The sequence below is a fragment of the Saccharomonospora iraqiensis subsp. paurometabolica YIM 90007 genome (assembly GCF_000231035.2).
In the GTDB taxonomy this organism is placed as follows: Bacteria; Actinomycetota; Actinomycetes; order Mycobacteriales; family Pseudonocardiaceae; genus Saccharomonospora; species Saccharomonospora paurometabolica.
Map to the genome: position 1 here is coordinate 229,486 of NZ_KI912250.1, position 6,472 is coordinate 235,957.

At 72.6% G+C, this 6,472-nt stretch carries 9 protein-coding genes and 1 tRNA gene; 4 read left to right on the plus strand and 6 right to left on the minus strand.

All coding sequences use genetic code 11. The annotated features are described in order from the left end of the window. From SACPADRAFT_RS34110 to SACPADRAFT_RS0217220, 5 genes are all read right to left on the minus strand, one after another. Positions 1 to 309 (minus strand): DeoR family transcriptional regulator (locus tag SACPADRAFT_RS34110; RefSeq protein ID WP_007025951.1); only part of this gene is annotated, 309 nt, incomplete at its 3' end. 70 nt (positions 310 to 379) lie between these two features. Next, positions 380 to 607 carry a hypothetical protein gene (locus SACPADRAFT_RS0217205; RefSeq protein ID WP_233357201.1) on the minus strand — a complete coding sequence of 76 codons (228 nt, stop codon included), beginning with the start codon at positions 605 to 607 and terminating at the stop codon, positions 380 to 382. Positions 608 to 650: 43 nt separating this feature from the next. Continuing rightward, on the minus strand, positions 651 to 2,036 hold the full coding sequence (locus SACPADRAFT_RS0217210) for a sensor histidine kinase (protein ID WP_051442492.1): 1,386 nt from the start codon (positions 2,034 to 2,036) through the stop codon (positions 651 to 653). A 143-nt stretch (positions 2,037 to 2,179) separates the two neighbouring features. Next, positions 2,180 to 2,869 carry a response regulator transcription factor gene (locus tag SACPADRAFT_RS0217215; RefSeq protein ID WP_007025948.1) on the minus strand — a complete coding sequence of 230 codons (690 nt, stop codon included), beginning with the start codon at positions 2,867 to 2,869 and terminating at the stop codon, positions 2,180 to 2,182. 85 nt (positions 2,870 to 2,954) lie between these two features. Then, on the minus strand, positions 2,955 to 3,605 hold the full coding sequence (locus SACPADRAFT_RS0217220) for a response regulator (protein WP_007025947.1): 651 nt from the start codon (positions 3,603 to 3,605) through the stop codon (positions 2,955 to 2,957). Positions 3,606 to 3,772: 167 nt separating this feature from the next. Between SACPADRAFT_RS0217220 and SACPADRAFT_RS0217225 the strand changes: the two genes are divergently transcribed. The 4 genes from SACPADRAFT_RS0217225 to SACPADRAFT_RS0217240 all read left to right on the plus strand — a co-directional run bounded on the left by SACPADRAFT_RS0217225 (position 3,773) and on the right by SACPADRAFT_RS0217240 (position 6,049). Beyond that, positions 3,773 to 3,845, plus strand: a tRNA-Arg gene (locus SACPADRAFT_RS0217225). Positions 3,846 to 3,902: 57 nt separating this feature from the next. Further along, the gene (locus SACPADRAFT_RS28380) at positions 3,903 to 4,115 is read left to right on the plus strand and encodes a hypothetical protein (protein WP_051442493.1); all 213 of its coding nucleotides are present in this window, start codon (positions 3,903 to 3,905) and stop codon (positions 4,113 to 4,115) included. Between the two features lie 76 nt (positions 4,116 to 4,191). After that, entirely contained in the window at positions 4,192 to 5,385 is a 1,194-nt protein-coding gene (locus tag SACPADRAFT_RS0217235) for an MFS transporter (protein WP_028662536.1), read from the plus strand. Positions 5,386 to 5,461: 76 nt separating this feature from the next. Continuing rightward, positions 5,462 to 6,049 carry a dihydrofolate reductase family protein gene (locus SACPADRAFT_RS0217240; RefSeq protein WP_007025945.1) on the plus strand — a complete coding sequence of 196 codons (588 nt, stop codon included), beginning with the start codon at positions 5,462 to 5,464 and terminating at the stop codon, positions 6,047 to 6,049. 172 nt (positions 6,050 to 6,221) lie between these two features. On the opposite strand, the gene SACPADRAFT_RS28385 is transcribed toward SACPADRAFT_RS0217240, so the two are convergent. Then, positions 6,222 to 6,472, minus strand: a 251-nt coding sequence (locus SACPADRAFT_RS28385; protein ID WP_040924482.1) for a response regulator transcription factor, incomplete at its 5' end; no start/stop codon positions are given.

The following is a 6,472-nucleotide window of genomic DNA, read 5'->3' on the forward strand; positions in this document are numbered from 1 at the left end:
CGCCGCGATCGCCTCCAGGCGCGTGCGCCCACCCGACGGCAGCGCACCGGGGGACAGCCCGGCAGCGTGGGCGACGTCCCGGGCGACGTCGTGGGTACCGCCGTGCGTGACGCCGTCGTGTCCCGACGGCCGGGCCGCGGTGGCCCCGCCGTACACCTTCTCGACCAGTCCCCGGCCCGCGAGCGCGTCCAGGTCCCGCCGGATCGTCATGTCGGACACGCCGAGCCGCGAGACGAGCTCGCTGACCCGCACCGCGCCGGTCCGCAGGGTCTCTTCCAGAATGACTTCTTGTCGTTGTCGCGCCAGCATGGTTCACTCCGTCCCGCGCGAACGGCCGACCACCACAGATTTTACGCGAATCGGGCAACTCCCGGTACGATCACCCACACGTGGCGTGACCGGGAGGCGAGACGTCGACATCCACCTCGGCCAGGCCCGCGTGCTCCTCGCGGTACCGCCGCTGTTCGTCCTCGTCGAGCCGGGTGAGCGCGACGAAGGACTCGTGCTCCCACACCAGTCGGAGCACGGTCTCCTCCAGGCAGGCACCACCGAAGTCCCGCTCGGCGATCCGGGACAGCGCGTCCCGGGTGCTCCGGCTGATCCGCATGCGGCTCTGCATACCGGAGACCACGCGCGCGGTCCACCTCGGGTCACCGTCCTTCCGACCCGGGGTCGGGGGCATCGCCGGGGGCGCCGGGCAGGCGGATCGCCAGCAGAGCGCCGCCCTCCGGGCGGTTCGCCGCGTACACCGCGCCGCCGTGCCGTTCGGCGGCCTGCTTGACGATGGCCAGGCCCAGCCCCGAACCCGGCAGGGTGCGCGCCTCCGACGAGCGGTAGAAGCGGTCGAACACCCGCGGCAGGTCGGCCTCGGCGATGCCCGGACCGGAGTCGGCGACCTCGACCACGACGGTGCCGTCCCCCAGCGGACGCGCGACGACTGACACCGTGCTCCCCTCCGGGGAGAACTTCACCGCGTTGTCCAGCAGGTTCAGCACCGCACGCTCCAGCGCGCCGGGTTCGCCGGTGAGCACCCACGGGGTGAGGGTCGTGCTGAAGTCGACGTCTCCCGCGCGTCTGCGGGCCCGCTCCAGCGCCCGCTCGACCACCTCGACCAGGTCGACCCGCTCGGCCCGCGCCTGCGGCACGTCCTCCCGCGCCAGTTCGGACAGGTCCCCGATCAGCTGGGTCACCTCGTCCAGCTGGGCGCGGATGTCCGACTCGATCTCCGCGCGGTCGGTGTCCGACAGCGACGGCGCCCCCTGCCGGTCGGCCGCCAACAGCAGCTCCAGGTTGGTGCGCAGCGACGTCAGCGGTGTGCGCAGTTCGTGTCCGGCGTCGGCGACCAGCCGGCGCTGCCGCTCCTGCGACTCGGCGACCGCGCCGAGCATGGTGTTGAAGCTGTGCGTGAGCCGGGCGAGCTCGTCGTCCCCGCTGACCGGGATCGGGCGCAGGTCCATCGTGCGGCTCACCCGCTCGGTCGCCGAGGTGAGCCGCTCCACCGGCCGCAGACCGGCGCGGACCACCGCGGTACCCGCCGCCGTGGCGACCAGCACGCCGAGACCGCCGAAGAACAACAGCACCAGCGCGAGCTCGCGCAGGGTGCGCTCGGTCGGGGCCAGCGACTGCGCCAGCACCATCGCCACCCCGTTGCCGGACGGCAGCGCCACCACCCGCATGTCCGTGTCCCGGTCGGTGCGCAGGGACGACTCGCTCTCCCCGCGGGCGACGGCCAGCTCGTCCGCGCCCCAGGGCGGCGGGTCGCCGGCCCGGGGATACACCATCTCGCCCCGCGCGGTGAGCAGTCCGATCTGGATGTCGCTGCTGACGAGGAACGCGCCCGGGACCGACTCCACCCGCGACTCCACCGTCGGGCTGCGCACCGCCGCGGTGGCCCGGTCGATCAGGTTCTCGTCGAAGGCCTGGTAGAGGTTGCTCCGCACGGTGAAGTACGCCCCGAGCGACACCAGCGCGACGGTGCACCCCACGCACAACGCCACCAGCAGCAGCAAACGTTTGCGCAACGACATGCGGCGCATACCCGCGGCGTGCGCGCCCGACGGCACCGGCTCCGGGGCGGGGGATCCGGGTGCGGGCGGCGGCGTGGAACCCGTCCCGGGAGTGCTCCCGGACGGTGGGCCGCTGTACTGCGGATCGTGCGGGGCGGGGCCGCCCGGGATCGTCACGGTGGGGTCTCCCGCAGCACGTACCCGACCCCGCGCACGGTGTGGATCAGCCGGGGCTCCCCGTCAGCCTCGGTCTTGCGCCGCAGGTACCCGACGTAGACCTCCAGGGCGTTGCCGGAGGTCGGGAAGTCATAGCCCCACACCTCCTCCAGGATGCGGGTGCGGCTGAGCACCTGCTTCGGGTGCGCGAGGAACAGTTCCAGCAGGGAGAACTCGGTGCGGGTCAGGCTGATCGGGCGCGGCCCGCGGGTGACCTCCCGGGTGTCCGGGTCCAGCGACAGGTCGGCGAAGGTCAACGTCTCCGACCGCCCCCCGGTGGCCTCGCCCCCGGTGCGCCGCAGCAGTGCGCGCAGCCGGGCGAGCAGTTCCTCCAGGGCGAACGGCTTGGGCAGGTAGTCGTCGGCGCCCGCGTCCAGCCCGGAGACCCGGTCGGAGACCTCGTCGCGGGCGGTGAGCACCAGGATCGGCAGGTCGTCCCCGATGCCGCGCAGGCGCCGGGCGACCTCCAGCCCATCCAGGCGGGGCATCATCACGTCCAGCACCATCGCGTCCGGCCGGTCGGCGGCGACCATTTCCAGGGCCTGCGCGCCGTCACTGGCCAGCTCGACCTCGTAGCCGTTGAACGCGAGCGACCGCCGCAGCGAGTCCCGCACCGCCCGGTCGTCGTCGACAACGAGTATGCGCATGGGTTCCAGTCTGGCCCGCCCGGCTGAGAGCACGCTGAGCGCCGCCGGGCCGTCCCGGCTGTCCCGTTCCGGAGGCAGGCGGGCGTCAGCTCACCAGGCCACCCCGGTAGGCGAGCAGGGCCGCCTGCACCCGGTTGCCCGCCCCGATCTTGGACAGCACCGCCGAAACGTAGCCCTTGACGGTGGCCTCCGACAGGTGCAGCCGCCCGCCGATCTCGGCGTTCGACAACCCCTGCCCGATCAGCGTCACCACCTCCCGCTCCCGCTCGGACAACGAGGACAGCATCTCCCGCGCGGGCGCGGCGGCCCGCTGCTCGTCCCGGCGCGCGTTGACCATCCGCGCGGCCACGCTCGGGTCGAGCACCGCGCCACCCCGCGCCAGGTCGCGGATCGCGCGCACCAGCACGGCCGGTTCGATGTCCTTGAGCAGGAACCCGTTCGCCCCGAAGCGGAGCGCGAGGCTGACGTACTCGTCGATGTCGAACGTCGTCAGCATCGCCACCTTCGGCGGTTCCGGCAGCCCCTGCATCGCCCGCAGCGCGCGGATCCCGTCGTCCGGGGTGCGCATCCGGATGTCGAGCAGCGCCACGTCCGGGTGGAACCGGCGGGCGGCCTCCACGGCGGTCCTGCCGTCGGCCGCCTCACCGACGACCTCGATGTCCGGGGCGGGGGTCACCATCGCCCGTAACCCGGACCGCACCAGCTCCTCGTCGTCGGCGAACATCACTTTCAGCACGAGCGCCTCCGGCCGCCGGGCGGAGACGGGATCACCGCCTCCGCATCAGGTTAGTTACTGTTAGGTAGTAAAGGCATTACAGTGAGCACAGAGCGCTGAGTCAAGGCCCGTTCGGGCGCAGCGGGCGGACGCGCTAGGGTGTGGAGGGAGTCGACGTACTCCGGCAAGCCCTCGTAGCTCAGGGGATAGAGCACCGCTCTCCTAAAGCGGGTGTCGCAGGTTCGAATCCTGCCGGGGGCGCCCAGGTCTTCCTGAGCTGCTCACGCCGTGCGTGTTCTCGCCGGTCATACTGGCTGCATGGAGACTGCGATCTCGGTGCCGGACGCTACGTCCGAGAGGGTCGAACAGCGCGCGACGGCTTCCGCCGACCTGGAAGGGCCAGACCGCGCCGAAGAGATCGACGAAGCCCTCGCCCGGATCGAAGGCGATGACAGCGGCGCCGCCGCAGTGCAAGCCGGGCATCGACATCTCGCGGGAGCTCTGGGAATCACGCCCGCAGACCAGCCGTAGCACCACGATGTGACGGAGACAGCAGCCTGCGCCGGTCCCGGACGTCCGCGAACCCCCGTTTGGGACCGTGGACTGTGTGGATTCCTCGACGATGCGGCTCGGTGTCGGCGGTGCCGCCGTCGTCGGTGTCGCCTTCGGCATGGCCCGGTACGCCTACGGCCTGACGCTGCCCGACGTGCGGGCGGAGTTCGGACTCTCGGAGCTGCTGCTCGGGCTGATCGCCAGCGGCACCTTCGTCGGTTACCTGGTTGGGCTGCTGTGCGTTCCTTCCGTCGCCGCCCGATTCGGTCACCGGGCCCCGACGACCATCGGCGGTCTGTGCGGCGTGGCGGGTGCGGCGACGGTCGCGTTCGCGCCCACGCCGGGGCTGCTGGCCGCGGGGGCGGTGCTCGCGGGCAGCTCCGCGGGCTGGGTCTGGGCACCGTACTCCGACATCGTGACGGCGGTGGCACCGCCGCGCGACCGGCCGACCCTGCTGGCGGTGATCACCACCGGTACCGGTGGCGGCTTGATCGGACTCGGGGTGCTCGGCATCGTCGGGACGCTGACCTCCTGGCGGGTCGCCTGGGCGGGTATCGCGCTCGCCGCGGCGGTGGCGGCGGTGGTCAACCTGCGCACGGTGCCGCGCCTGCCGCCGGCACCGGACGGATCCGCCGCCGTGCGTCCACCGCTGCGCCGCAGCATGGTGCGGCCGCTGGCCTACGCGGTCGTCTACTTCGCGGCGTGCACCATCTACTTCACCTACGCCAGCGACGCGGTCCGCAGCGGCGGACTCGGGGCCGCAGCCGGCGCCACCCTGATCGCGGTGCTCGGTGTCAGCGGACTCCTGGGACTGCGCACGGGCGCCATCACCAGTGTGCTCGGGTCGGCGAGGACGGGTGCGGCGTGCCTCGCCGTGGTCGGTGTGTCACTGGCCCTGCTCGCCCTCGGGGAGGCCTCGCTGCCCCTGGTGCTGGTGTCCGCACTGCTGTTCGGAGCCGCGTACATGGTCGGCTCGGCGGTGCTCGCGATCTGGACCGCCGAAGCGGTCGCGGACCGGCCCGGTGACGGCTTCACCGTGGCGCTGGTGGTCGGGGCCGTCAGCTCGATCGCCGCCCCGGCGGCGGCGGGCGCGTTCGTGCCCGTGCTCGGCCTCTCCGGGGTGCTGCAAATGCTCGCGGCGGCGTCGGCGCTCTGCGGCATCCTGCTGTGGCTGCTCGACCGCCTTCGACCGGTCGCCGTGCCCGAACACAGCGCCACCTCATCGCCAGGGGGCGCCTCGCACGGCTGAGCGAGTTGCGCGGCGCGCGGAGACCGTGTGCGCTGTCCGGGAGCACCTGCAAATCCCGGGGCCACCAGGAGTCTCCGTGCGTGTTCTGGTCGTGAACCATGTCAGCCTCGACGGCGTCCTGCAGGCTCCGGGCCACCCCGACGAAGACACCCGGGACGGCTTCCGGCACGGCGGTTGGGCTCAGCAGGCCAACGATCCGGCGATGGGCGCCGCCATGGGCGAGCGCATGGGCCGGGAGTTCTCCTGGCTGTTCGGCCGACGCAGCTACGACGGCATGCTCAGTTACTGGAACGAGGCGGGCGGCCCGTTCAAGGACGGCCTCAACGAGACGAGGAAGTACGTCGCCTCCTCCAGGCCGGACGCCGAGCTGCCCTGGCCGAACTCCACGCTCCTCAGCGGTGACGTCCCCGCTGAGGTGGCCGCTCTGCGTAGTCGACCGGGCGGTAACCTCGTGATCATGGGTAGCGGCCGGCTCGTTCGCTCCCTGCTCCCCCACGGCCTCGTCGACGAGCTGTTCCTGATGATCCACCCGCTCGTCCTCGGCTCGGGTCACCGCTTGTTCGGCCCGGACGACGACGCGCACCGGCTGCGACTGGTCGACTGCACACCGACCGCCACCGGAGTGCTGATGGCGACGTACCAGCCGTCCCAGGCCGTTTCCTGAGGAAACCGAGCGCTCGAGGTCGACCTGCGGGAGGTCGGGTGGGCGCGGTGGTCACAGGGGCAGCCCGCCCGTCGACGGTGGCACGCTACCGGGGCACCTGGCGCACCGAGCTGAGCACGGGAAACAGACGTCCCCGCCCAGCAACGCCGACCGAGTGTGCCGGGGCGAATCGTCACGGCAACAGCCCCGCTCGCCGGGCGGCGGCGACCGCGTGGTGGCGGGAGTGGACGTCGAGCTTGCGCATGGCGCTGCGCAGATACGCCTTGACGGTCTCCGGCCGCAGCGCCAGCCGCTCCGCGATCTCCGCGTTGGTCAGCCCCCGCGCGACCTCGGCCAGCACGTCCCGCTCCCGGGGCGCGAGCAGCGCCTCCGCCGTGTCCGGGCTGTCGTCCCCGTCGGCCCGGGTGCAGGCCCGCAGCAGCC